Here is a 25,131-nt window from a genome sequence, read left to right on the forward strand (position 1 = left end):
TCTTTGTTCTGTAGGGGTTAACGCTGGTTAATCCCTCGCAATTGATACAACCATGAGTCAAAAGTTCACCCCCGAAAAAATGGCCCGTCTACGGGCGGAAGCCAAAAATCCTTACCGTTCGCTCCGCCAATTTATTTATCTATGCTTTGGGTTGTCTGGGGGCGTTGGGGGGATGATTTTTCTGTTGCAAATTGCCGCTGGGCGAGATTTAGACCAAGCGATTCCGAATCTTGTGGTGCAGGCTGGGGTTGTGGGGTTAATGATTTTTCTCTGGCGCTGGGAAAACAAAAATAAACTCGCCAGTCAAGAGAAAGAATAAGCTGGATCTCACCAATTGGCCCGTTAATTTTAAATGAATAAATTGATGCTGCCCCCTTGGTTACAACCGGGGGATTTATTGAAAGTGATTGCCCCTAGTGGTCGTTTGCTAGAGCAGGATGCCTTTTGGGCTGGGGTAGATATTTGGCGATCGCAAGGATATCAGGTAGAACTGACGGCGGGTTGGGATGCGCGCTGGGGCTATTTAGCGGGCAACGATCAGGGGCGACGGGACGCCTTAGCAGAAGCTTGGTTTGACCCAGATTGCAAAGGCATTCTCTGTGCGCGGGGCGGTTATGGCGGGATGCGCCTCCTAGAAAATTGGGACTGGAAAATCGACCAAGTGACTCTCAAATGGCTGATCGGCTTTTCGGACATTACCAGTCTATTGTGGAGTTTAGGCACGGTGGGCATTGCCAGTATCCACGGCCCCGTTTTAACTACTTTTGCGGCAGAACCCGATTGGTCTAGGCAAAGATTATTTGATTTCTTGGCAGGAAAACCCCTTGAAGCGCTCCAGGGCAAGGGTTGGGGCAATGGCCAAGCTGAAGGAATTTTATTGCCCGCGAATTTGACGGTGGCGACCCACATTCTCAAAACACCGTTACAGCCGAATTTTAAGAATGTAATTTTGGCCCTCGAAGATGTGACAGAAGCGCCCTACCGCATTGATCGCCTGTTAACCCAATGGCGACTGTTGGGGGCTTTTGAAAAAATCAAAGGCATTGCCCTCGGTCGTTTTAGCCAATGTGATGAGTTGGGTTCAGCGGACAGTTTTAGCGTTATGGAAGTGCTTGGCGATCGCCTCCAGGATTTAAACATTCCGATCGTCGCCGAGTTGCCCTTTGGCCATGATGGTGCTAATGCCGCTCTACCCGTGGGGGTTCCGGTAATTTTAGATGGCGATCGCGGTTTACTCTCTTTCCCGGAGAAGCCGACCCCCCATTAGCACCGCTTCGGCAATGGGGTAAACTGGATCCCTGTGCATTGTAAGGAAAGCATTAGTAGGAAAGCCGTGCGAAAGATCATTATTGCGGGTAATTGGAAAATGTATAAGACTCAAGCCGAGTCTTTAGACTTTCTCAAAGCATTACTGCCCAAAATCGCCGATGACCATGAAGAACGAGAAGTGGTACTCTGTACGCCCTTTACCGATTTAGGCTTGATGTCCAAGAGTCTCCACGGAACGCGGGTACGTCTGGGAGCACAAAATATCCACTGGGCTGACGAAGGTGCCTTTACTGGGGAGATCTCCGGGTCAATGCTGACGGAAATGGGCGTCCGTTACGTCATTGTGGGCCATAGCGAAAGACGGCAATATTTTGGTGAAACCGATGAAACCGTAAATCAACGCCTTAAAGCGGCCCAACGCCACGGTCTAACGCCGATTCTCTGTGTTGGTGAAAGCAAAGCCCAACGGGATGCTGGCGAAACGGAAGCGGTGATTTTTGCCCAGTTAGAGCAAGATTTAGTCGATATTGATCAAAATAACTTGGTTGTTGCCTACGAACCCATTTGGGCCATTGGCACAGGTGACACCTGTAATGCCACCGAAGCAAACCGAGTCATTGGTCTGATCCGCGAAAAACTCACCAATAAAAATGTCACCATTCAATATGGTGGTTCCGTTAAACCGAATAACGTTGATGAGATTATGGCCCAGCCCGAAATTGATGGAGCCTTGGTAGGTGGTGCGAGCCTAGAGGCAGAGAGTTTTGCCCGCTTGGTGAACTATGTGTAAGTTCTAATCAATTTTTCATTGGGTGGGGGTTTACCATGGTAAACCCCTACGTTTTAATCATCTTTTCATTTCCACATTGCCAAACTTTTTATAAAAACTTTTTTGATAGATGCCTACTCTCACGACATCGCGCACGACCTTTCCCCTAACAGCGGTGGTTGGTCAAGATGTAATCAAAACTGCTCTCCTGCTGGGGGCCGTTGATCCTGCCCTTGGTGGGGTGGCGATCGCCGGGAAACGGGGCACCGCAAAATCCGTGATGGCCCGGGGAATTCATTCCCTTTTGCCCCCCATCGAAGTCATTCAGGACAATCCCTTTAACTGTGATGTGCAGAACCGCAGTGACTGGGACGATCTCACCGCAGCGACCTATGGCGAGACTGCCAGCGAAAACATTCCCACAGAAGTGATTGCGGCTCCTTTTGTGCAAATTCCCCTGGGCGTTACTGAAGATCGTCTCCTTGGTTCTGTGGATGTCGAAGCTTCCGTGCGCCAGGGAGAACCCGTCTTCCAACCAGGCCTATTAGCCCAAGCCCACCGGGGTGTATTGTACATCGATGAAATCAACCTCCTCGATGATCAAATTGCCAACCAACTCCTGACGGTCTTAACCGAAGGACGCAACCAAATCGAACGGGAAGGTATTAGTTTTTCGCACCCCTGTCGGCCCCTCCTCATTGCCACCTATAACCCCGAAGAAGGAAATCTGCGGGAACACCTCCGCGATCGCATCGCCATTACCCTGTCCGCCGATCGCCCCCTCAGCCTCGAAGAACGGGTAGCAGCGGTGGATCAAGTCGTGCAATATGCCACGGCTCCCAAGGATTTTCTCCAAAGCTATGAAGAAGACCTTGATGCCCTCCGCACCCAAATTATCCTGGCCCGGGAATGGCTCAAGGAAGTCAAAATCAGCAAAGACCAAGTGGCTTACCTCGTGAGCGAAGCAGTGCGTGGTAGTGTCGAAGGTCACCGAGCCGAACTGTTTGCCGTGCGCGTTGCCATGGCTGCCGCTGCCCTTGATGGCCGGAATGTAGTAATTGCCGATGATCTCCGCACAGCGGTCGAACTGGTGATTTTGCCCAGGGCCACGACAATCCCCACCCCAGAGGATGAGGATATGCAGCCACCTCCACCGCCGCCACCCCCTCAATCCCAAGACGATCAACAGGACGAGGAGGATCAATCCCAGGACGAAGATCAAGAGGATCAAGACGACGACGATCAAAACGAAGACCAAGAGGAACAGCCGGAACAGGAGCCGACGATTCCCGAGGAGTTTGTATTTGACCCAGAGGGGGTTGTGCTTGACCCAGGGATTCTCGCTTTTGCCCAGATGATGCAAAACAAAGGCAACTCCGGGAAACGGGGCTTAATTTTTTCCGATGACCGGGGCCGTTACATTAAGCCGATGTTACCGAGGGGGAAAGTGCGACGCATTGCAGTGGATGCGACCCTGCGGGCGGCGGCTCCCTACCAAAAGGCGCGACGACTGCGACACCCTGAGCGAAAAGTGATCGTCGAACAAAGCGATCTGCGTTCTAAACGGATGGCCCGTAAAGCAGGGGCTTTGATGATTTTCCTTGTTGATGCCTCTGGATCTATGGCCCTAAACCGAATGCAGGCAGCAAAAGGGGCGGTGATGCGTCTGCTGACAGAAGCCTATGAAAACCGTGACCAAATTGCGTTGATTCCGTTCCGGGGCGAAATGGCGGAGGTGCTTTTACCTCCTACCCGTTCGATTACTTTGGCGCGCAATAGATTGGAAACGTTGCCCTGTGGTGGTGGTTCACCGCTGTCCCATGGGTTAACCCAAGCTGTGCATATCGGTGTGAATGCGCAAATGTCCGGTGATGTGGGTGAAGTAGTCATTGTTGCGATTACTGATGGTCGGGGCAATATTCCCCTCTCTCGTTCCCTTGGTGAAAAACCAGAGGAAGGGGAGGAAAAACCTGATATCAAAGAGGAACTTCTGGATATTGCCAGTAAAATCCGTGCTTCTGGGATGAAACTGCTGATTATTGACACAGAGAAGAAGTTTATTTCCTCTGGCTTCGGTAAAGAATTAGCTGCTAAAGCGGGGGGTAAATATTACCGTCTGCCCAAGGCCACGGATCAGGCGATCGCCGCCATGGCCAAAGGAGCAATGGCCGAAATTTAGGCGATTTTAAATCCATAAAAGTTTCAGGGGCGATTGTCTACAAAGGCGATCGCCTTTATTTTTCCTTCTGGGGGCAAGGCTACAATGAAACCATCTGGCTCACGGGAAAACATACCATGGCAACCACTCTCTTGATTCAAAGCAATCTGGCTCCTCTTGAGGTTTCTTTTCCGGCGATCGCCAAAATGGGAAAAGATGAATTTTATGCTTTTTGCCGCGCCAACCCTGAACTACGCATCGAACAAACTGCCACAGGAGAAGTCATCATTATGTCCCCTGCCACTTCGGATACTGGCAATCGAAATTTTAATCTCGCTGCTTATCTTTGGTTATGGAGCGAACAGGATGGTACAGGTCTAGGCTTTGATTCGAGTGCCGGTTTTACGTTGCCTAATGGCGCGACCCGTTCCCCCGATGCGTCTTGGATGCGCCGTGAAAAGTGGGACAGCCTAAGCGATGAGGAAAAAAATTCCTTTGCGCCGATTTGTCCCGATTTTGTAATTGAGTTGCGTTCCAAAAGTGATGCCCTCAAAACGCTACAAGCAAAAATGGTGGAATATCTGGAAAATGGTGTGTCTTTGGCTTGGCTCATTGATCGCCAAAACCGCACCGTCCACGTTTATCGACCCCAGCAATCGCCCCAAATCTTTGAAAATCCGGAAACAGTCTGTGCCGATCCTGAACTGCCAGGATTTACGTTATCCCTCGCAAAAATTTGGTGATTTTTAGGCGATCGCCTTTTAGTTCAAGAATTTTTGGTGACGAAACCCCGTAGGCTATACTAAAAAGCTGTGCCAAACGCCATCCAAGATCACTGCCTTCACCATGACTGTTAACGCCGAAGAACGGGCTAAACTTGACAACGAATTATCCAATCGGTTTATTGACCTCGATCCCGACGGTTATTTTATTATCTACCTAGACCGTGAACAAGGCTTAATTTGCGCGAAACATTACACCAATACGATTAACGATAAAGGTTTAGCCACAGATCCAGAAACCGGAGAAGTCCTCGCCTGCAAAGGTAGTTTAGAACGGACTCATGTCACTGTTTACACTGGCCGCACCGCAAAAGAATTAGGCATTGAAATCACCGAAAAAGCCGATCCCTGTCCCATTTCCAAGTTAGATCATGCCCTATATCTCGGACGGGAATTTGTCAAAGCAGAAATCGCCCTTCTTTCCGGCACAGAATACATTCAAGATTAATTGAATTGAAACATATCTAAAAAAAGATGTTTGTCAATGCGATCTTCAAGTAAGAATAATATTTCGCCAAACTAATTCGCATATTTCTTTTACAGCAAACAAAATATAAAACTCTTTTTTATAACTAAAACTAAAAAAATAATCATTTATCATGAAGTCTATTTTATCGCAATTAAAAACGGCTGTTTCTGAGGCTCTGATCAAGGCATTTGGCGAAGATCTTAAAGATACTGATCCCCTCGTTGTCCCTGCTAGTAATCCAAAATTTGGTGATTATCAGTCTAATGTCGCCCTATCGCTAACGAAAACACTGAAGAAAAATCCTAGAGAAATTGCCCAAAGTATTATCGAAGCTTTAGACATTGCTGATCTTTGTGAAAATCCGACCATTGCCGGGCCTGGTTTTATTAACTTCAGCCTCAAACCGAGCTATTTAGCCACACTTTTAAAGGAAGTTCAGCAAAGCGATCGCCTGGCCATTGAGCCAGCAGAAAATCCCCAGAAAGTCATTGTAGATTTTTCTAGTCCGAATATTGCTAAAGAAATGCACGTCGGCCACCTCCGCTCAACGATTATTGGGGATTCGATTGCGCGAATTTTAGAGTTTCGGGGCCAGGATGTTTTACGCCTCAACCATGTGGGGGATTGGGGAACGCAATTTGGGATGTTGATCACCTATTTAAAGGAAGCCTATCCCGATGCTTTAACGAAAGCAGATGTTCTCGACATTGGTGATTTGGTCGCATTTTATAAAAAAGCAAAGGTTCGTTTTGATGAAGATGAAGCCTTTAAAGAAGCCTCTCGAAATCAAGTCGTAAAATTGCAATCTGGGGACGAAGAAAGTCAAAAAGCGTGGCAATTGCTCTGTGAACAATCCCGCCGGGAATTTCAAAAGATCTATGACATTCTAGATATCAAATTAACGGAACGGGGCGAGTCTTTTTACAATCCATATCTAGCAAATGTTCTAACAGCATTGGACGAAGTGGGTTTGTTAGAAGAAGATGCCGGGGCGCAATGTGTTTTCCTCGAAGGGTTTAAAAATAAAGATGGCGATCGCCTACCATTGATTGTCCAAAAATCCGACGGGGGCTTTAACTATGCCACCACTGATTTAGCAGCAATTCGTTATCGCATCACAGAAGATCAGGCCAAACGGATCATCTACGTGACAGACTCTGGTCAGGCCGGACATTTCGCCCAGGTGTTCCAGGTGGCAGAGCGTGCTGGGTTTTTACCCGATGATGTGGAAGTTGCCCATGTGCCCTTCGGCCTTGTGCAAGGAGAAGATGGCAAAAAACTCAAAACCCGTGCTGGCGATACGATCAAGCTCAAGGATTTATTGGATGAAGCTGTCAACCGCTCCCGCGCTGATTTAGAAAAACGTCTCGCCGAAGATGAACGCCAGGAAACAGCAGACTTCATCGAAAAAGTCTCCCAGGTGGTCGGGATTGGAGCTGTGAAATATGCTGACCTGAGCCAAAATCGCACCAGTAATTACATCTTTAGCTTCGATAAAATGTTGGCGCTCCAGGGCAACACGGCACCCTATATGCTCTATGCCTATGTGCGTGTCCAAGGGGTCAGTCGCCAAGGGGGCATTGACCTCAGCACCCTACCCACCGATACGCCGATTATTCTTGAAGAGGCCGCTGAACTGACCCTGGCTAAACACTTACTGCAACTGAGTGAAGTCCTGATGAGCGTTGAGCAGGATCTGATGCCCAATCGCCTCTGTGAATACCTCTATGACCTCAGCCGCAAATTCAACCAATTTTATGAGGCTTGCCCGATCCTCAAGGCCGAAGGCGATCGCCGCATTTCCCGGTTAATCCTCGCCGACACCACGGCCCGCACCCTCAAATTGGGTTTATCTCTCCTGGGGATTGAGGTGTTAGACCGAATGTAGTCCTGAACCCTTCTTCTCTCAGAAGAGTTGCCAACATCGCCCGCGAGATCGATAAGCAAATATTACAAGATATAAAGTATCCATCACCGCTACCTATCTTTGCTGATACCTTATAAGCAAGGTACAAAATAAAAGTTCTGAAAAAGCTTTTATTCGGACGAAGAGATTGAGCGGTTGTACCTCCTTTGTTCGGTCTCGCCCAGAAGTCCTTCTCAACATTTCAAGTTGAAGATAGACTCGGTTATTCCCCCTAACGGAATCGGGTAATCGGGCTATAATCACTGCCTGTTAGGTATCGTTTTTCGAGAAGCGCTTGTTGGGTTCGTTGTTAACCTCGTTTTGTTGTTTGGTAAATCTTTTTGTTAGTTAAATTTGGATTGTAAGCCTGCTCCCCTGAGTAGGCTTTCGCCTTGTTTAGGGGAAAATCATCCCAAACAGCGGTAGATTAATCTTGGGTTAATACCTCTGGCAGAGGGGTATATTCACCGATGGGGTAGCCCCTTTGCTGAATTAACGTTTTGAGGTGTTGCACTCGTTTTGCGGGGGCCGGGTGGGTCGCAAGAAAATCCCAATTGGCCCCTTGTTTTTGGCTCATCGCCTCAAAGAAATCCGTTGCACCAGCGACCTGTCCATAGGTGGCATAGAGCAAATCTAAACCATATTCATCGGCTTGTTTTTCTTGGGCTTGGGAAAAGCGCGAGGTACTGACAATTTGCGCGACATCTCCCAACCAACTGACATCACCAAAAATAGAGGAGATCACTGTACGGATCACGAGGGCCCGACCAATATTACGCAGGTGATCTCGGTTGGCAAAGTGACCGATTTCATGGCCCAACACCATCATTAAGGCGTTTTCTGAGTCCATTTGATCTAACAAGCCTTGATAGACCAATACCGTATCCCCCGGCAGGGCCGCGGCATTCACCACATCCTGGGGAATATAGAGGAGTTGGTAGTCGCGTTTTTCTTTAGCGCCAGCAGGAATTTCTGCTTCCAGGCGGTCGAGCAGGGCATTTAGTTCGTCTTGGGCGGGCGAAGGTTCGGCTTGGGGTTCGTAGATTTTGACCAGGGCTTGCCCTAACCGTTGTTCCCAACTCACGGGCATCTGGACAATGAGCCAGTTGACACTGAAGTTTAATAGCCAAATCAAGAGGGCGATCGCACAGATAAACATTCCCCCAAGGGTGAGGAGTTCTCGGAGGGACGCTTCAGGGTTGCGATCTTCTGGGGTGGGGGGAGCAGGCATCGTTAATCGGGGAGTGTGGCAAGACGCGGCAACAGCAGTGCAAAGGCTTGGCCCCGATGACTGACGTTATGTTTGAGCGCCGCTGACATTTCCGCAAAGGTCTGTTGATATTCTGGCACATAAAAAATGGGGTCATAGCCAAAGCCCCCTGCCCCCCGCAGTTCCGGGAGAATTTCTCCGGGACAGTCTCCTTGGACTTGGGCGGCAATGGTACCGTCTGGTTTGGCGATCGCCACCGCACAGATAAATTTCGCGCGGCGATTGGGATTGTTGCCCAGTTCCGTTAACAGACGTTCAATGCGTTCTTGGTCGGTGGTGCCGTAGCGGGCTGAATACAGACCAGGGGCACCGTTGAGGGCTTCGACGGCTAAACCAGAATCATCGGCGATCGCCCATTGGTTGAGGGCCTTTGCCACTTGAGAGGCCTTGAGAGCTGCATTTTCGAGGAATGTTGTGCCTGTTTCTTCGATGTCGAGTTCCGGGGGCTTGAGCTGCAATTCCCAGGGCAAATCCTGGAGATAGGCTTGCATTTCCTGTAATTTACCGGGGTTTCCGGTGGCGACGACGAGGACGGGCATGGGCGTTAAATATCTGAATGAGAAATTAAAAAAGTTAACCGGGAGTACCGGGCAGCGACTTCTATTTTAAGGAAATTTGCCGAAAAAAAAGACGACCAAGGGCCGCCCTACACAAACTTATGCTGTTGAGATGTTGTTTGAAAAAATTAAAAGCTGTTGGTCTTACTGAAAAATACCAATGACACCGTGGCCGGTGAAGATTTCGAGAAGAAGTAAAGAAGCAAAACCGATCATTGCGGCGCGACCATTGAATTTTTCTGCGTATTCGGTAAAGCCGACGCGGGGATTTTCTTGGACGTAAACGGTGGGCTCTACGGCAAAGGTGTTCATTTTGCCTTGGTCGTCGATGATGTTGCCTTGGTATTTTTTAGCCATATTGTTATCTGGGGTAAATTAGGTTGTTTTTTATCTTGATTCAAGATTAACAAGTTTTGTAACAATTTGCAACATTTTATTTTTCGAGGTTGACAAAAGCTGTAGGTATAAGCGTTTATCCTATTTTAGAAAAGAATTGCAAACTTTTTCTTGATGTTCTGGAAGATGGTGCCATGGGCTACAGATTTTTGGCCCATATCTTTTTAGGTTGATAGTTGATTTGTCCTGCACCTGAGGGGCTGCGGTCTATGGTCTGCTCGGATTTCCCCGTCATTTACTCCACGCTATCGGCGATCGCCCTCCGGGAGCGTGTGCTGCCACAATATGGCCTTAAGACTGTCAGCCAATGTGAGTTATGGAATCGGGGCTTGAGTGATATTTATTTTGTGCAAGCAGCCCAGGATACGTTTGTCTTGCGGGTCTCCCACCACCATTGGCGATCGCCCACGGAAATTTTTTTCGAGCTCGATTTTTTAAATTTTCTCAAGGCCCAGGGTTTACCGGTGGCGGCTCCTCTGGCGACGGAAGCTGGTGAATGGGCGGTCAAAATTCAAGCCCCAGAAGGCGATCGCTATGCCACTCTGTTTCCCTTTGCCCCAGGAGAAATTGCCCTAGGGGGGTGGAACGAAAGCCAAAGTCGTCATTTAGGGGCAGTGGTGGCGCAGATCCATCAGGTCAGCCAAGACTTCATCTGTGACCACCCGCGCAAACCCCTAGACCTTGAGTATTTGTTGGATGAATCCTTGGGCGTGATTTTGCCGTTTTTTGGCGATCGCCCCCGGGATTGGGGTTTCATGCAGGACATTGCCCACAAAATCCGTGAAACTTTAGCGCAACTCCCCAAGGAAAAGCCCCTCTGGTCGGTCTGTTGGGGGGATGCTCACTGCGGCAACGTCCATTTCACCGAAGATCATCAGCTCACCCTCTTCGACTTTGACCAATGCGGCTACGGTTGGCGCGCCTTTGAAATTGGCAAATTTTTCCAGGGGGCACTCACCACAGGTCTCCAGCGACGGGTGCGAGAAGCCTTTATCGCGGGCTATGAGTCCCAAACCACCTTTGTCGCCCAGGAACAGGCGGCCCTCCAAGCTCTCACCCAACTGGCTTATATTTGGTCGTGGCGCATCAGTCTCACTAGTATTCAAATTTTTAACAACAGCCAACTGGATCGTCATTACCTCACCCAGCGGCTAGAACGACTCAAGGCTTTATCTTCGCGGGATTGGCAATTATTCTAAAGAAAATCTCTCCAGCATATAGATCTGCGTGACATGACCCAGGCTGAGGGAAAATGTCGCGAAAAGTTGAAAAATTCCCTGATCAAAAATGGTATGTTCTGCTACACTTAGCGTTGTGTAAAGAAATATTTCGAGCTTCGTGCTGGGAACGCGTGGTTTGAAATCTTGTATTTTTTCGATGCAAAAACAACAACAAGCTTGAGTCATGCCAGCGATCGCCTCGCTGGTTTTTTCTTGGGGCCCTTGCTGGGATAATGGAAGCCACAACTTTTAATGATCCCTTAATTAACTGCACTGGCCTTGTGCCAAAACGTTTTTACCGAACTGACCCATGGAAAATTTAGATTTTGCCCTTTATACCCAGTGGTCTGCCTACGCCACCTTGTTCTTTGCGGTCTTGGCGATCGCCGCGTTTCTTTTTAAGTGGGGCATCCGTTTCCGCTTAGTCGGCACCACCGGCTTTATGATTGTGCTTACCATTGGTTTGTTTGGCCTCAGCTTAGGACTCTTTAGCCGTAGTGTCGTGCCGGGGGCCGTGCGCTATGCCCTGGTTTATGACAATGGTGCAAACCTAGCCGTTGTCTCCGTGAAGCCTGAAGTGACTGCCGAGGAAGTCAATGCAACCCTCCGCCAAGCTTCTAATGACCTCTTTTCCTACGGACGCATTGGCAATGGCGATAATAAATTTACCGTGCGCCTCCGGGTCATGAGTCACCCCGAACCCGGCGTTTCCGAACCCCTCTATCTGGGTCAAGTCCAACGCGCCATTGCTGACCGTGAAAATGGAGCCCTGGACATCCAGCTTTATCCAGAAAATCTCAAAAAGCTGCCCCAACCCAATGCGATTAGTTAGGATCTAGGGAAGTTTTTCTCAACCGTTTCGTCGCCATTTCTTCGCTACCAATACCCATGAAAAAGCCTGCTGCTACCCAAACCCAAACTGTTCCCATGCAAGTGCTGATTGCGCCGGCCCAAGTGCTCAAGGGAAATAACGCCCTAGCCCAAGCTGGTGCGGCGATCGCCCGTTGGGGAAAACGTCCTTTTGTGGTGGGAGGGCAGCAGAGCCTCGAAAAATTGGCAGATCCGCTCCAAACCCTAGCCGAGCAAGAAAAACTCGATCTCGCCAGTGGCAGCTATAGTCCTGACTGTTCCGAAACGTCCCTCAAGGAACTCAACAAAAAATTCAAAGCCCACAAAGCAGATTTTGTCATCGGTATCGGCGGCGGTAAGGCCCTAGATACGGCCAAGCTCCTTGCCCATCAGCAACGTTGCCCCATTGTGACCGTGCCCACCTCGGCGGCTACCTGCGCTGCTTGGACGGCTCTGTCGAATATTTATTCTGATCAAGGGGCCTTTCAATATGATGTGGCCTTGGAGCAATGCCCAAATCTGTTGATCCTGGACTACGAGTTGGTACGCACGGCGCCGCAACGGACTCTCATTGCCGGGATTGGGGATGCGATCGCCAAATGGTACGAAGCTTCTGTCAGCAGTGGCCATTCCCCCCAGACCCTCACCATTGCCGCCGTCCAAGAAGCGCGGATTCTCCGGGATCTCCTCTTTCAAAAATCCTCCCAGGCGATCGCCGATGTCCACAGTCCCGAATGGCAGGAAGTCGTTGATGCAACGGTTCTCCTCGCTGGCGTGATCGGTGGCTTGGGAGGGGCCAACTGTCGCACCGTGGCCGCCCACGCGGTTCACAATGGGTTAACCCATCTGTCCGCCGCCCATGGCATTTTGCATGGTGAAAAAGTTGCCTACGGCATTTTGGTGCAACTCCGCCTCGAAGAAATTTGCCAAAAAAGTCAACTGGCTGAGACCGCCCGCCAACAGCTCCTCCAGTTTTACCGCGATATTGGCTTACCAAAGAGCCTCGCTGATCTCGGTCTAAATACAATGACCTTGGCCGAGCTGCGCCAGGTGGCAGAGATCACCTGTCAGCCTCAGTCAGACATCCACCGTTTACCCTTTACCGTCAACCCAGACCAGTTAATGGCGGCGATGGTTTCCACAGAAGCAACTAGAGAGAGTAACGCCTCTGAGACCCAGTCTGCCCCAGAGGCAACTAAAGCTCAGGCTTAGGCTCGCGGATCTAGACAATTGACATCCGGCAGCCCTCCTAGGGTTTAATGGGGCACGGGCAATCCATATAAAAACGGCAAAACAAGAGCATGAAACATAAAGTGGGTGTCATTGGCGGCGGACAACTCGCCTGGATGATGGGAGCAGAAGCCCGGAGCCTCGGCATGGAACTGTGGGTACAAACACCCAACGCCAGTGATCCGGCGGTTTCTAATGCCGATCAGGTGATCATTGGGGCGATCGACGATCTAGAGTCTACGGCCAAGCTGGTGGAAAACTGCCATGTGGTCACCTTTGAAAATGAATTTGTTGATCTCGAAGCCCTCGATACCCTCGTTAAACGGGGGGCAAAATTCTTCCCTTCTCTGCCTTTTCTCGCTGCCCTCTTGGATAAATATGATCAACGGCGCTGTTGTCAACGGTTCGGCATTCCGGTGCCGACCTTTGTCCCTTGGCAACTGGGGGAACCGCTGCCCTCTGGTTGGGAATTTCCACTGGTCGTGAAGGCCCGTCGCCATGGTTATGACGGCAAAGGGACATTTATCGTGAAAGATGCTGCGGCGTTACAGACTTTACCAACGGATTTAGCTGATATTCCCTTACTTTTAGAAGCGTTTGTGCCCTTTGAGCAGGAATTAGCGGTGATGGTGACCCGCAACCGCCGGGGAGAAATTCGCACCTTTCCGACGGTGGAAACCCAACAGATTGATCAAGTGTGTCGTTGGGTGCTGGCCCCTGCGGCGATCGCTCAAGATGTAGTGAATCAGGTCGAAAAGATTGCCCGCACCTTAGCTGAAGGGTTAAATCTGGTGGGCATTATGGGGATTGAGTTGTTTCTCACTCCCGAAGGACAGGTGTTGGTGAATGAAATCGCCCCCCGCACCCACAATTCCGGCCATTTTAGTTTGGATGCTTGTCAGACTTCGCAGTTTGCAATGCAACTCCAGGCGATCGCCGATCTGCCTTTAGGGAACCCCAAGATGATCACCCCTGGGGCGGTAATGGTTAATTTACTAGGGTTTGAGCACAGTACGGGGAACTATGCCCACAAACGGCAGATGTTGACCCAGTTTCCCCATAGCCATGTCCACTGGTACGACAAAACCAGCGCCAGCCCAGGCCGCAAACTGGGTCATGTCACAGTTTTAAGTGAGACGAATGACCGAGAAACATTGGCGGCGATCGCCCAGCAAATTGAAGCCATTTGGTATGGTGACTCTAGCCCCACCTAGAAGTTCGAGAAGTTTTGGTTAGCCGTCCAGCGGGAACCAGAGAAAGGCGTCCCTCCCAGTTGGGCAACCTTTTCTGGGGTCATCCCATAGACCCAAGCCTCCGTCAGGAGCGTTTTTGTCTCCGTGTAAACAGGCGCTTGACGCCGTTGATATTCATTGAGGCTTGGCGATCGCCCCGGTTGATAATCTTCAAGGACATCTAGTTTCCCTAAAACATTGGGATCCCTGAATCGCAACAGACAACCTTCTACCCAACCCGGTTCTGGGGTGAGGGCCGGATAACCCACCGGTAACTGATAAAGCTTCCCTGGGATGAAAGCCTTCTCAATGTGGGGGTGATAGGGGGCACAGTAGCGGGGAAAATTTGCTTCTCCTGGCTGGAGGGTGCCATACACGAAAACCTTGAGCATGGTGTGATTTCCGACAAAAAACAACAGAGGGCGAAACCGTGAAAAGCTATAATCAGGGGCAAGATCATGCGCTTTCGTAAGGGGAAAATGGGCGATGGATAAACGCTACAATATTTTGCTTGTCGATGATGAACCGGGCGTCCGGGAGGCGGTTCAAGCCTATTTAGAAGATGATGAAGCCCTAACCGTCACCACCGCTGAGAATGCCACAAAAGCCTGGGATGTTTTGCAAACGTTTACACCGGATCTGGTCATTTCTGACATTATGATGCCCCAGGTGGATGGCTATCAGTTTTTGGGGCAACTGCGCGAAGATCCGCGCTTTAAAACGCTTCCGGTAATTTTTCTAACGGCCCGTGGCATGACTGGCGATCGCATCCAAGGCTACCAAGCAGGCTGTGATGCCTATTTACCGAAACCCTTTGAACCCGAAGAACTCGAAGCGATTGTCAAAAATCTCCTGACCCGGGAGGCGGCGATCGCCGAACAACAAGACGGTGGCGGCAGCAATCTCGAAGGCATCGCCCAGGATCTCCGGGAGATTAAGCAATTCCTCGGCCAGCAAAATCAACTGGTCACCACCCCACCGCCTTTAAAAATTGACCTGACCCCTAGGGAACAAAGTGTCCTCGATCTCGTGGCCCAGGGACTGATGAATAAAGAAATTGCCAAGGAGCTAGAAACCAGCGTCCGCAACGTCGAAAAGTATGTTAGTCGCCTATTTAGCAAAACGGGAACCAATAGTCGGACAGAATTGGTACGCTACGCCCTCAAGCACGGCTTAACGCAATAGTTGACGAAGACATTCCTTCAGTCTCGCGCCATGATTTAGCCCTTTTTGCACTGTTAGTTCCATTCGCGCCGATGCCCCAACAAGATCAAGTCCATCCCCAAGCCAACCGCGATCGCCTGATTGTGGATAGTCTCCTCAAGGGAGAACCCACAGAAAATGCTCTGGTGGAATTGGCACGGCTCCATCTGCGCTATGACGGTTTCCCTGGGGCAAGGGAAATTCAACAGGATTTGAAATTGCTGTTCCAACAGTGGGGCCTGACAGAGGAAGCTTTATTCGCCAAAACAAGGGAAATCCATGCGGCCGGGCGGGCCTACAAACATCTACGCCATGGCGAGGAGCAACAAGATTGGAGCTAGCACCCGCAACTTTCACCGAAAAACTCACCGGGGCGATCGCCGCCCAAAAGACCCTCCTCGTGGCGGGCCTCGATCCGAACCCGGAAATGCTGCCGGATTCTTTGCGCACCGGAGATTTAATTCAGAACCTGAAAACGTGGCTTTTGGGGATCATTGACCAGACCCAGGATCTCGTCTGTGCCTACAAGCCGACCCTCGGTTTTTATCAAGCCTTAGGGGTGCCGGGGTTGCAACTGTTAGAAACGGTTTTAGCCCATATTCCGCCTGATATCCCCATTATTCTCGATGCGAAACACGCCGATCTCAATACCGGCAGCCTTTTCGCCCAGGCGATTTTTGAGGCGTGGCAAGTGGATGCAGTCACCCTCAGCGCCTACCCCGGCCAAGACCACGTTGCCCCTTTTCTGCTCTATCCCGACAAAGGCGTTTTCTTGCAATGTCGCACCTCTAACCCCGGCGCCTTTCCCCTGCAAAATTACCCCGACCCGCAACGGCCTTTTTATCTGCACCTGATCCAAGAAATTAAACAGTGGGGCACCCCCGAACAACTTTTCCTAGAAATTGGGGGCGATCGCCCGGCGGTTTTTCGTCAAGTGCGTGCCATTGCCCCAGAACGGTGGATCCTCGCTCGCAGTATCTGGCAACGGAGCGAAAACCTCGAAGAAATCATTCACCAGGGCTTAAATTCCAATGGGTCTGGCCTCTTAATTCCCATTCCTAACGATGACCTGAGTCAAACCGATTGTCGGCAACCCGTCGCCCAGCTACGGCAAAAGATTGAAGACATTCGCCAGCGTTATACCCCCAGTAATGCCCGCTGTGATTTGCTCCAAGTACCGACAAATTTCCCCGCAGCGCACCCCCAGGCGGAGTTGATCGTGCAGTTGTTTGACCTGGGCTGTCTGCTCTTTGGGGAATATGTCCAGGCCTCTGGGGCGACGTTTTCCTATTACATTGATCTGCGCAAAATTATTTCTAACCCCCAGGTTTTTAACCAGGTGCTCAATGCCTACGGGGCGATCGCCAAAAACCTGAAATTTGACCGTATCGCCGGGATTCCCTATGGTTCGCTCCCGACGGCAACGGGGCTGGCCCTGAAATTAAATTACCCGATGATTTTCCCCCGTAAGGAAGTTAAGGCCCACGGGACGAGGCGGGTGATTGAGGGCCATTTTGAGCCAGGGGAAACGATTTTGGTCGTCGATGACGTGCTGATTACGGGCAAAAGTATCGTTGAGGGGGCGAAAAAACTGGAGTCGGCGGGCCTTACCGTGAAGGAGATGGTGGTTCTCATTGACCACGAAGCGGGCGTTAAGGATCGGCTCCAGGCCCAGGGATATCAAGCCCACGCCATTTTAACCATTTCTGAAATCACCGAAACCCTTTTCCAAGCGGGCCGCATTAACCAGAGTCAGTACGATTGCCTCGTGAACCATTGAGCTTTTTTCGGACAAAATTCTGCCAGGGCTTGGGTCTTTTGCGTACAGTAGAGAAGAAGCACCTTTATCGACGACGGCCCCATGGGATTACATCTGTTTGAGCATTTACAAATGGCGATCGCCACCCTCCGCACCAACAAAATGCGCAGTGGTTTAACGATGCTCGGCATCATCATCGGCAATGCGTCTGTGATTGCCATGGTTGGCTTAGGCCAAGGTGCCCAAAAATTAGCCACAGAGCAGTTTGAATCCCTCGGTTCCAATGTTTTATTTATCATTCCCGGCTCCCGGGCGGCCCAACGCACCACCATTGATTTACCCAAGACCCTCGTTTGGGAAGATGCCCAGGCGATCGCCGAACAAGTGCCGAATGTGGCGGCGGTGGCGCCCCAGATTAATAGTCGCGGTCTAGTCACATTTCGGGGGATTAATAAAGATTCTCTGCTCTTGGGCATTACCCCCGAATTCATTGATGTGCGCGAATTCACCCTGGCCCAAGGACGGTTTGTGACCGACAGTGATGTGGAACGCAATAAGCGTGTCGCTGTGATTGGGTCTGAGATTGCCACGGAACTTTTCCCAAATATCGAGCCGGTGGGTCAAAAACTCCGGGTTAAAAATCTAACTTTTGATGTGATTGGCGTTCTAGAAGAAAAAGGAGCTTCCTTTGGCACCAACCAGGACAACGCCGTTTATATGCCCCTAACCACGATGTCCAACCAGGTGGTGGGACGCACATCTCCCTATGGCACCGAGTTAACCTTTATTTCCGTCTCCGGCGAAAGTGAAGACCGGGTCAGGGCGATGACGTTTCAGATCGAAAACCTATTGCGGCTCCGCCATAAGATCGTCGATGAGGATGATTTTAGCGTCCAAAGTCAACAGGATTTATTGGACGTGGCGAATACAATTACCGGGGCTTTAACCACAATGTTGGCGGCGATCGCCGGTATTTCTCTCCTCGTTGGTGGGATTGGCATCATGAATATTATGTTGGTGTCTGTCACCGAGCGCACAAAAGAAATTGGTCTCCGTAAAGCCCTTGGTGCCACAGAAAACGACGTTTTGTATCAATTCCTGATTGAATCGGTGATCCTGGCAGGGATTGGTGGGATCTTTGGGACAGGTCTAGGCTTGGGGGGCGTATTTCTCGCCAATGTCTTGACCCCCCTGGCGGCCCCTATTTCTGTGACAGCGATTGTGATGGCGGTGGGCGTTTCTGGGGGAATTGGCTTATTTTTTGGGGTGTTTCCGGCGCGGCAAGCGGCTCGTTTAGATCCGATTGTTGCCCTCCGCAGCGATTGACGCTCTCCCCCCAACCCTGGCGGGTATGGTCGGAGATTCCTGTTTCAAAGACTCTTAACTAGATTGAGTTGCCCCAACCCCCGCCAGACCGTCTCCGCAGGCATTTTAATTTAACGTCCACGATACGCCCCACCGCAGACGATGAACAAGTACAAAAACTGCATGTTCAACCTCTTACGCACAAAGTTTTACCCAGAACACGCTTCAGTTCTGGAACCCGATACTTTGTTGTCAAGGTTCAAAAGGGGCACAACTCCCTTGGTGCGTTTCTGCCCTCGGAGTCCGGTTATGGATATCCTGCATGGGTCGCCAACCCTGTGTTTTGTCGATCATAGCAGGTTACTCCCTCTGGTCGCCCGTCGCTTCCCCCCCCAAGCCTTTGGCTATGGGCAGAGCACTGCGACGGATTCTGGTAAAATTTTGCCCCTAATTTACAGGGATAGATTAGGGTCTACAGCCAAACTTCAATCTGCTATACTTTATTAGCCCAAAACCCTTGGACGCATAGCTCAGTGGATAGAGCAACCGCCTTCTAAGCGGTCGGTCGCAGGTTCGAATCCTGCTGCGTCCGTTTTTCTCGACAAATACATATCGTCTATGGCACTGGTACACGGCACTTGGATTTTTCAGGCACAGCAATCCTACTTTTTTCTGTGGAGTGAGGCCTGGCGCAGTGAGTCCGCAGTCAGCCCGCCCGCTTATCCTTTTGGGGGCGATCGCCAAAGCCTCGAAACCCAACTCCAGGCCTATGGGGTGACGGTGCCGGAAAATGCCCAGTGGTTAGAAACGACGCTTTCTCTACCCAGTACCAAAGGCACCAAGACCAAACCCTCGATCCCACTCTTGTCTAATCAAACCCAGATTCCCGATCAACTTGATTGGGCCGACTGGCAAATTATGGGCCTCGCCCTAAACGCCCGCCAAGCAACGAATATTATTCAAACATTACCCCTCACCGATGACGCCCTCGCGGGGGATCTCCGGTTTTGGTGGCAGGTGTGCCGCTGGAGCCTTGATTTAGTTGTGCGGCGTAAATTTCTGCCCCATGTGACCCTCCTCCCAACGGGAGAAGCCCTGGCGACGTGGGTACCTTTGTTAGATAGCGTCACAGAACAACAGCGGTTTGCCCAGTTTTTGCAACAGATGCCGGGCATTTGTGCGGTCGGTCAAACGCCAGCCCAGGTGTTATTGAGTTTTCTCACGGCGATGGTCGATGCCCAGGTGCGTCCCCATGCCAAGCCCCTACAAAATTTTCCGAAAACCTCTGTGGTTTTTCCCTGGTGCGATCGCCTTTCCAAAGCCAAAGCGACCTTTGAAGATTTGCCCCGCCAACTGGGCCATGCCTACGAAAATTGGACATTCCCCGTGCGGGAATATTTGGTAAATCCGCCGGATTTTGCCCTGAATCAGCCCCTATTTCGCGCCTGTTTCCAACTGTTGCCCCCCACCACCGCCCAAGACCATTGGCAATTGCAATATGGTTTGCAGGCCTTGGGAAATGCGGCAAGTATTGTCACGGCGGATCAAGTTTGGCAAGATCCCAGCCAACCCCAGGAAATTTTATTAAAGGGTCTAGGCCTGGCGTCCCGGTTGTACGAACCCATTGGTGAAAGTTTAGGGGGGCCGCAGCCCTGTGGTTGTCCCCTCGATGCGATCCAAGCCTATGAGTTTATCCGTTCGGTGGCCTGGCAACTGCGCGATAAGGGCCTGGGGGTCATCCTGCCAGCGGGTTTAGAGGCCGGGAGTAATGAAGTACGCCTGGGCATTAAAATTTCTGCCCAGGTCAAAGATGAAAGTCGCTTAAACCTCCAGAGTCTATTGCAGTACAAACTAGAGGTGGCCGTTGGCGAAACGACCCTGACCGAACAGGAATTTCAGGCTCTCCTCGCGCGGCGATCGCCTTTGGTAGAAGTCAATGGTCAATGGCTCGCCCTCCAACCCACCGATGTGCGGGCCGCCCAGGAAATTTACCAAACAAAAATGGCTGAACAACCACTGCGGGTCGAGGACGCCCTGCGCTTGGGGGCAGAACCGGGCCAGGTGTTTGCGAAGTTGCCCGTGGTTGGCTTTGAGGCGTCGGGGGCGTTACGGGAACTCCTCGATCATCTGGCGAATAATGAAGCCCTGAAGCTAATTGAGCCGCCTGACTCTCTGCAAGGTACGCTCCGGCCCTACCAGCACAAGGGGATGAGTTGGCTGAGCTTTTTACAAAAATGGGGCTTGGGGGCTTGTCTCGCCGACGATATGGGCCTAGGGAAAACGATTCAGGCGATCGCCTTTTTATTGACCCTCCAGGAAAACAAAAAACTAACCCAGCCAGTGCTATTGGTCTGTCCCACCTCCGTAGTCAGTAACTGGGAACGAGAACTTCACAAGTTTGCCCCCAGCTTAAAAACCTTGATTCACCATGGCGATCGCCGCGCCAAAGGAAAGACCTTTGCGAGCACGGCCCAAAAATATAATGTGATTCTCACCAGCTATTCCTTGGTTTTTCGGGATCAAAAAGATTTAGCAACGGTGTCTTGGCAGGGCATGATCCTCGATGAAGCCCAAAATATCAAGAATCCCCAGGCAAAACAGTCCCAAGCGGTGCGCGCCCTCGACAGTGGTTTTCGCATTGCCCTCACGGGAACCCCTGTGGAAAATCGCCTCAAGGAACTCTGGTCAATCCTTGATTTTCTCAATCCCAATTTCCTTGGTACGCAACAATTTTTCCAACGGCGCTTTGCAATTCCCATCGAAAAATATGGCGATCGCCAAACCCTCCAGAGCCTCCGTAAGCTGACCCAACCCTTTATCCTGCGTCGCCTCAAGACCGACAAGACAATTATCCAAGACCTGCCCGAAAAACAGGAAATGGAAGTCTTTTGTAGCCTCTCGAAAGACCAAGCCAACCTTTACCAAAAACTGGTGGATGAATCCCTTGCGGAAATCGAAAACACCGACGGCATCCAACGGCGCGGCTTAATTCTCACCCTGCTGCTACGGCTCAAACAGCTTTGTAATCACCCTGTACTGCTCCAGAGCAAACCCAAACTCGGCAAAAATTTCGCCCCCCGTTCCGGCAAGCTACTCCGCCTTGAAGAAATGCTCGAAGAATTAATCTCCGAAGGCGATCGCGCTTTGATCTTCACCCAGTTTTCTGAATGGGGGAAACTGCTCCAACCCTACCTCCAGGAACGCCTCGGCCAGGATGTCCTCTTTCTCTATGGGGCGACCCGACGGGAGGCCCGCCAACAGATGTGTGATCGCTTCCAAAATGATCCCAATGGCCCCCCCATTTTCATTCTGTCCCTCAAAGCAGGGGGCACCGGATTGAATTTAACCCGCGCCAACCATGTGTTCCACGTCGATCGCTGGTGGAATCCGGCGGTAGAAGACCAGGCCACCGACCGCGCTTTCCGCATTGGCCAGAAGCAAAATGTCCAGGTGCATAAATTCGTCAGTACCGGCACCCTCGAAGAAAAAATTAGTGCCATGATCGCCAGCAAAAAAGAACTGGCCGAACAAACCGTTGATACGGGAGAAAATTGGCTGACGGAACTGGATACGAATCAACTGCGAGATTTACTGCTCCTAGAGCGCGATCGCCTCATGGAAGAATAACCAGGCGAACTCCCCCACACCGTTATAATGGAAAGCCTGAACACCCAACCCACAGATTTATTACCACCTCGTATGCAAAAACGTAGCTCCTTCGATTCTGCAGAAATTATGCACCGGGCTGAAGATCTCATGCAGGCCGCATCCAATCGTTACCGCATTACTGTGCAGGTGGCTCAGCGGGCTAAGCGCCGCCGTTACGAAGAATTTGATGCTGTTGAAGATCCGTTAATGAAGCCGCCGATCCGCGCCATTATCGAGATGTCCGACGAACTGACCCAGCCTGAAATTATTGGGGAATAATTCAAACTCCGTGCTCATCTAGTTTCGTCGTCCTGAAGGGGTTAACAGGTAGCCCCTAAGCAAAAAATCCACAAGAAGTTTGTGGGGAGCGATGTATTACAGGCGTCAACCAGTACACTGGGAGCATTGGTAACTCAGTGTGAGACATTCGTAAGCTTCCCATGAAACTGCTGTTGGTAGATGATGATCCCATTTTTCGTCTAGGCTTTTGTACCGCTTTGGCCCAGGAAACAGATTGGGCGATCGCCGCAGAAAATTTCAGCACCATTTTGGCAGCATCCCCCCGCAAGGATTTGGATCTAATTCTCTGTGATCCCGCCTGGCAGGGGGATCGTCATTGGTGTCGATACCGCGAACTGCAACTTCTTTACCCGACAACACCCCTAGTCCTCTGTACGGCACAACTGGATTCGGAGCGGATCTTACAGGCAAAACGGGATGGACTGGCGGGTTATTTCCCGAAAGGCTTGGCGATCGCCGATCTCGTCCCGGAGCTGAGTACCATCGCCGCTGGTGGTAAAGTTTGGTCCCAACGTCCCCAGGATATTAACCAAAATTTGTTCGCTGGGATGCGTCGCCGGGGCCTCAACCAGATTTACACAGCCCTAGATCGCGTCGAAACTTACCTCGCCCAAGAGAATCTCCCGCCCCTGTACCGTGCAGTTTTCGCTGGACAACAACGGGAACTCAAAACAGCAGCCTGGCTCCTGCGCCATTGTCTGCCCCAAAGTGCCATTTTCCTCAATACAGTTCCTCCCGCCCAGCCCCAAACGCCTCCTGCCGGGGCGATCGCCATTGCCTCGCCCGTAGAGATCACGACGACCAATAGCCGCTGGCAAACCCTCCTCGAAAAGACCTTTGTGAAGCTCAATGGCTCCCTGAAAAATGCCACTGGCAGTAGCCTAGAACTAGAGATTGTCACCCCAGAAAAACGGCGGGAACTGCTTTACATCATTCTGCAACAACTCAATTTTATTTTTAATGATCCCCAGTGGAAAAATTTAGATCCCGAAGCCTTCCAAGCCCAATACCAACGCAGCATTCGTAACCTCTGGAAATTTAGTGCCCAGGAATTTATTGGCCGCTACCATCTCACCGCTGACAATCAGGCTGAAGGCTTTTTAGAATTGCTCAATCGGGTGGCGATCGCCAATGCCCCAGACCTAAACCAAAGACTACCCCAAAGCGACGACTTATTCGCCTATCTCCTGCAAGACCAGCCCCTCAAGATTGATAATGTCACCTATCGCCTTGAGTCTAGGGAAGCCTTATTACGCAGCCAACTCATTTTAGAAAATTTGTTGATCACCGTCGGTAACGATATCCTGCAATTTATTTTAAATACCCTACCGGAGCCAGAATTACTCAAGGCAGAAATTTATCAGCCAAAACTGCGCTCTTCCCGCAACATTGCCCGTTTTCGCAATGATCTATCGTGGGCCTATCGCCTGCGCAAATATTGGTTAGAACCGAAGGCCATTTTTGAAAGTCAACATCAATTTTTGAGCGTTAGTCCAGTCGGCATCGTGCAAACGGCCGTTTACCAGCCCCGCTCCGCGGAACTCGCCAACCTTGAGGGCATTCCCTGGCTGGTGACGATTCTCCTGGAACTCAGGGATGCCCTTGCCCCCCGGATTCGCGCCCTCGTGGCCTGGCTCGGTGAAATTTTAGTTTATGTGCTGACCAATGTGATTGGCCGAGCCCTTGGATTAATCGCTAGGGGCATCGTCGAAGGAGCTGGCAGCAGTTGGCAACATCTCCGGGCGCGCCAAATTGAGCTAGCGAACATGACCCGAAAAAATTCCTAAGAAGACAATAAGTCTGCAAACTGGCTTCAGAGAAACTGCTATGATCCTGATTGCAATTGCCTTTCTCTGCCATGGCTTACCGTAATCCCGCTCCCACTGTCGATATCATTGTTGAACTCTGCGATCGCCCCCATCGACCAATTATTTTGATTGAACGCAAACATGAACCCTTTGGTTGGGCAATTCCAGGGGGCTTTGTGGATTATGGCGAAACAGTAGAGACAGCCGCCAAACGGGAAGCTTTAGAGGAGATTTCCCTAGAGGTGCAATTGGTTGAGCAATTGGGTGTGTACTCTGATCCCGCCCGTGATCCGCGCCAACACACCATTAGTGTGGTCTTTATCGCTACGGCAACGGGAGACCCCAAAGCGGCAGATGATGCGAAAACGGTCGGCATTTTTCAGCCGTGGGAAGTTCCGCAAAATTTATGTTTTGATCATGGGCGCATTTTGCAGGATTATTGGTCTTACCGCCACCACGGGATGCGTCCCCGTTTGGGTGCTTAACGTGATCTGCAATTTTTTAACGGTTTTAAGAATTTAGTGATGGAAAAACAAGTTATTCAAACTAATCATGCCCCCGCCCCCGTTGGCCCCTATAACCAGGCGATCGCCGCTTCAGGCAAGATGTTATTTTGTTCTGGCCAAATTGCCCTTGATCCAACCATGGGCCAAATTATTGAGGGGGATGTCCAAGCCCAAACGAAACAAGTCATGGCAAATTTAGCGGCGGTGCTAAAAGAAGCTGGCGCCACCTGGGAAAATGTTGTAAAAACGGGCGTTTTTCTCAAGGATATGAATGATTTTGCGGCGGTTAATGCTGTGTATGCCACCTACTTTGATGAAGCCACTGCCCCCGCCCGCGCTTGCGTTGAGGTGGCGCGTCTGCCGAAGGATGTCCTCGTCGAAATTGAATGTATTGCCGTGCTTTAAACACACCACTAAAGCTGCATTTTTATAAAGCTTTACCCAAAGAAAAACCTCCACTTCTCATCGGAAATGGAGGCTCTTTTTTATTTCTAT

The 25,131-nt window shown here is 50.7% G+C and carries 24 protein-coding genes and 1 tRNA gene; 21 read left to right on the top strand and 4 right to left on the bottom strand.

Annotated elements, in window-relative coordinates; genetic code table 11:
- The first annotated feature begins 52 nt into the window (after window positions 1-52).
- From AACR41_RS15425 to argS, 7 genes are all read left to right on the top strand, one after another.
- The gene (locus AACR41_RS15425) at window positions 53-319 is read left to right on the top strand and encodes a DUF3493 domain-containing protein (RefSeq protein ID WP_030005852.1); all 267 of its coding nucleotides are present in this window, start codon (window positions 53-55) and stop codon (window positions 317-319) included.
- A 42-nt stretch (window positions 320-361) separates the two neighbouring features.
- Window positions 362-1,267, top strand: a complete 906-nt coding sequence (locus tag AACR41_RS15430; RefSeq protein WP_045441404.1) for a S66 peptidase family protein — start codon at window positions 362-364, stop codon at window positions 1,265-1,267.
- Window positions 1,268-1,333: 66 nt separating this feature from the next.
- Entirely contained in the window at window positions 1,334-2,059 is a 726-nt protein-coding gene (gene tpiA, locus AACR41_RS15435) for a triose-phosphate isomerase (RefSeq protein WP_030005854.1), read from the top strand.
- 109 nt (window positions 2,060-2,168) lie between these two features.
- Window positions 2,169-4,217, top strand: a complete 2,049-nt coding sequence (gene bchD, locus AACR41_RS15440; protein ID WP_030005855.1) for a magnesium chelatase ATPase subunit D — start codon at window positions 2,169-2,171, stop codon at window positions 4,215-4,217.
- Window positions 4,218-4,333: 116 nt separating this feature from the next.
- Window positions 4,334-4,939 (top strand): Uma2 family endonuclease, encoded by a 606-nt coding sequence (locus AACR41_RS15445; protein ID WP_030005856.1) that lies wholly within the window; start codon window positions 4,334-4,336, stop codon window positions 4,937-4,939.
- Between the two features lie 103 nt (window positions 4,940-5,042).
- Window positions 5,043-5,426, top strand: a complete 384-nt coding sequence (locus tag AACR41_RS15450) for a DUF4346 domain-containing protein (protein WP_030005857.1) — start codon at window positions 5,043-5,045, stop codon at window positions 5,424-5,426.
- 151 nt (window positions 5,427-5,577) lie between these two features.
- Window positions 5,578-7,335 carry an arginine--tRNA ligase gene (argS, locus tag AACR41_RS15455; protein ID WP_030005858.1) on the top strand — a complete coding sequence of 586 codons (1,758 nt, stop codon included), beginning with the start codon at window positions 5,578-5,580 and terminating at the stop codon, window positions 7,333-7,335.
- Between the two features lie 445 nt (window positions 7,336-7,780).
- On the opposite strand, the gene AACR41_RS15460 is transcribed toward argS, so the two are convergent.
- From AACR41_RS15460 to AACR41_RS15470, 3 genes are all read right to left on the bottom strand, one after another.
- On the bottom strand, window positions 7,781-8,584 hold the full coding sequence (locus tag AACR41_RS15460; RefSeq protein WP_030005859.1) for a M48 family metallopeptidase: 804 nt from the start codon (window positions 8,582-8,584) through the stop codon (window positions 7,781-7,783).
- Window positions 8,585-8,586: 2 nt separating this feature from the next.
- Window positions 8,587-9,162 carry an RdgB/HAM1 family non-canonical purine NTP pyrophosphatase gene (gene rdgB / locus AACR41_RS15465; RefSeq protein WP_030005860.1) on the bottom strand — a complete coding sequence of 192 codons (576 nt, stop codon included), beginning with the start codon at window positions 9,160-9,162 and terminating at the stop codon, window positions 8,587-8,589.
- Window positions 9,163-9,324: 162 nt separating this feature from the next.
- Entirely contained in the window at window positions 9,325-9,537 is a 213-nt protein-coding gene (locus AACR41_RS15470; RefSeq protein WP_012306233.1) for a high light inducible protein, read from the bottom strand.
- A 248-nt stretch (window positions 9,538-9,785) separates the two neighbouring features.
- On the opposite strand from AACR41_RS15470, the gene AACR41_RS15475 reads away from it, so the two are divergent.
- From AACR41_RS15475 to AACR41_RS15490, 4 genes are all read left to right on the top strand, one after another.
- Window positions 9,786-10,775, top strand: a complete 990-nt coding sequence (locus AACR41_RS15475) for a phosphotransferase (protein WP_030005861.1) — start codon at window positions 9,786-9,788, stop codon at window positions 10,773-10,775.
- 331 nt (window positions 10,776-11,106) lie between these two features.
- A complete protein-coding gene (locus tag AACR41_RS15480) occupies window positions 11,107-11,628 on the top strand; it encodes a Ycf51 family protein (protein ID WP_012306235.1) in 522 nt (173 codons plus the stop codon).
- A 56-nt stretch (window positions 11,629-11,684) separates the two neighbouring features.
- Window positions 11,685-12,857, top strand: coding sequence for an iron-containing alcohol dehydrogenase family protein (locus tag AACR41_RS15485; RefSeq protein ID WP_030005863.1), 1,173 nt, complete (start codon window positions 11,685-11,687; stop codon window positions 12,855-12,857).
- Window positions 12,858-12,946: 89 nt separating this feature from the next.
- Window positions 12,947-14,089: a 5-(carboxyamino)imidazole ribonucleotide synthase gene (locus AACR41_RS15490; protein ID WP_030005864.1), complete on the top strand. Its 1,143-nt coding sequence runs from the start codon at window positions 12,947-12,949 to the stop codon at window positions 14,087-14,089.
- On the opposite strand, the gene AACR41_RS15495 is transcribed toward AACR41_RS15490, so the two are convergent.
- On the bottom strand, window positions 14,086-14,499 hold the full coding sequence (locus tag AACR41_RS15495) for a gamma-glutamylcyclotransferase family protein (protein ID WP_012306238.1): 414 nt from the start codon (window positions 14,497-14,499) through the stop codon (window positions 14,086-14,088). The genes AACR41_RS15490 and AACR41_RS15495 overlap by 4 nt on opposite strands.
- A 94-nt stretch (window positions 14,500-14,593) precedes the next feature.
- Here AACR41_RS15495 and AACR41_RS15500 point away from each other — a divergent pair, with 94 nt between their 5' ends.
- The 10 genes from AACR41_RS15500 (at window position 14,594) to AACR41_RS15545 (ending at window position 25,041) form a co-directional block, all read left to right on the top strand.
- Complete coding sequence (locus AACR41_RS15500; RefSeq protein WP_012306239.1) at window positions 14,594-15,292, top strand: response regulator transcription factor; 699 nt, start codon at window positions 14,594-14,596, stop codon at window positions 15,290-15,292.
- Window positions 15,293-15,363: 71 nt separating this feature from the next.
- On the top strand, window positions 15,364-15,651 hold the full coding sequence (locus AACR41_RS15505; RefSeq protein ID WP_030005865.1) for a DUF3288 family protein: 288 nt from the start codon (window positions 15,364-15,366) through the stop codon (window positions 15,649-15,651).
- On the top strand, window positions 15,642-17,090 hold the full coding sequence (locus AACR41_RS15510) for a bifunctional orotidine-5'-phosphate decarboxylase/orotate phosphoribosyltransferase (RefSeq protein ID WP_030005866.1): 1,449 nt from the start codon (window positions 15,642-15,644) through the stop codon (window positions 17,088-17,090). The genes AACR41_RS15505 and AACR41_RS15510 overlap by 10 nt, the downstream gene beginning before the upstream one ends.
- Before the next feature lie 81 nt (window positions 17,091-17,171).
- Window positions 17,172-18,395 carry an ABC transporter permease gene (locus AACR41_RS15515; RefSeq protein WP_030005867.1) on the top strand — a complete coding sequence of 408 codons (1,224 nt, stop codon included), beginning with the start codon at window positions 17,172-17,174 and terminating at the stop codon, window positions 18,393-18,395.
- Window positions 18,396-18,893: 498 nt separating this feature from the next.
- Window positions 18,894-18,966: transfer RNA gene (locus AACR41_RS15520), tRNA-Arg, on the top strand.
- Window positions 18,967-18,992: 26 nt separating this feature from the next.
- Window positions 18,993-22,001, top strand: a complete 3,009-nt coding sequence (locus AACR41_RS15525) for a DEAD/DEAH box helicase (protein ID WP_030005868.1) — start codon at window positions 18,993-18,995, stop codon at window positions 21,999-22,001.
- A gap of 72 nt (window positions 22,002-22,073) precedes the next feature.
- Entirely contained in the window at window positions 22,074-22,301 is a 228-nt protein-coding gene (locus tag AACR41_RS15530) for a DNA-directed RNA polymerase subunit omega (protein ID WP_012306244.1), read from the top strand.
- A 161-nt stretch (window positions 22,302-22,462) separates the two neighbouring features.
- Window positions 22,463-24,109, top strand: coding sequence for a DUF3685 domain-containing protein (locus tag AACR41_RS15535; protein WP_030005869.1), 1,647 nt, complete (start codon window positions 22,463-22,465; stop codon window positions 24,107-24,109).
- Window positions 24,110-24,180: 71 nt separating this feature from the next.
- Window positions 24,181-24,615, top strand: coding sequence for an NUDIX domain-containing protein (locus AACR41_RS15540; RefSeq protein WP_030005870.1), 435 nt, complete (start codon window positions 24,181-24,183; stop codon window positions 24,613-24,615).
- A 39-nt stretch (window positions 24,616-24,654) separates the two neighbouring features.
- Window positions 24,655-25,041: a RidA family protein gene (locus AACR41_RS15545; RefSeq protein ID WP_030005871.1), complete on the top strand. Its 387-nt coding sequence runs from the start codon at window positions 24,655-24,657 to the stop codon at window positions 25,039-25,041.
- Window positions 25,042-25,131 lie beyond the last annotated feature (90 nt).

The organism is Picosynechococcus sp. NKBG042902, from assembly GCF_963864045.1.
GTDB lineage: Bacteria > Cyanobacteriota > Cyanobacteriia > Cyanobacteriales > MRBY01 > MRBY01.